The sequence below is a fragment of the Pseudomonas fuscovaginae SE-1 genome, from assembly GCF_000364705.1.
Classification (GTDB): domain Bacteria; phylum Pseudomonadota; class Gammaproteobacteria; order Pseudomonadales; family Pseudomonadaceae; genus Aquipseudomonas; species Aquipseudomonas fuscovaginae_A.
Map to the genome: position 1 here is coordinate 1 of NZ_AQOH01000152.1, position 302 is coordinate 302.

The window sequence follows — 302 nt, forward strand, 5'->3', positions numbered from 1 at the left end:
GTCCTGGACTTGTACAGCCGAAGAGTAGTGGGCTGGGCGATGTCCGCCAGGCCTGATGCCGAGCTGGTCATCAAGGCGCTCGACAGGGCTTACGAGATGCGCGGCAGACCACGAGACATCCTGTTTCACAGCGACCAGGGTAGCCAATATGGAAGCCGTAGTTTCCGTCAGCGGCTCTGGCGCTATCGGATGACCCAAAGCATGAGTCGGCGGGGAAATTGCTACGACAACGCCCCCATGGAGCGGCTGTTTCGTAGCTTGAAAACGGAGTGGGTGCCGACGGTGGGTTACATGACGACAGC

The 302-nt window shown here is 59.6% G+C and carries 1 protein-coding gene; it reads left to right on the forward strand.

Annotated features, from left to right (window positions below; translation table 11 throughout):
• A partial coding sequence (locus K675_RS0115525; protein WP_017904421.1) for a DDE-type integrase/transposase/recombinase occupies nt 1–302 on the forward strand: 302 nt, incomplete at both ends.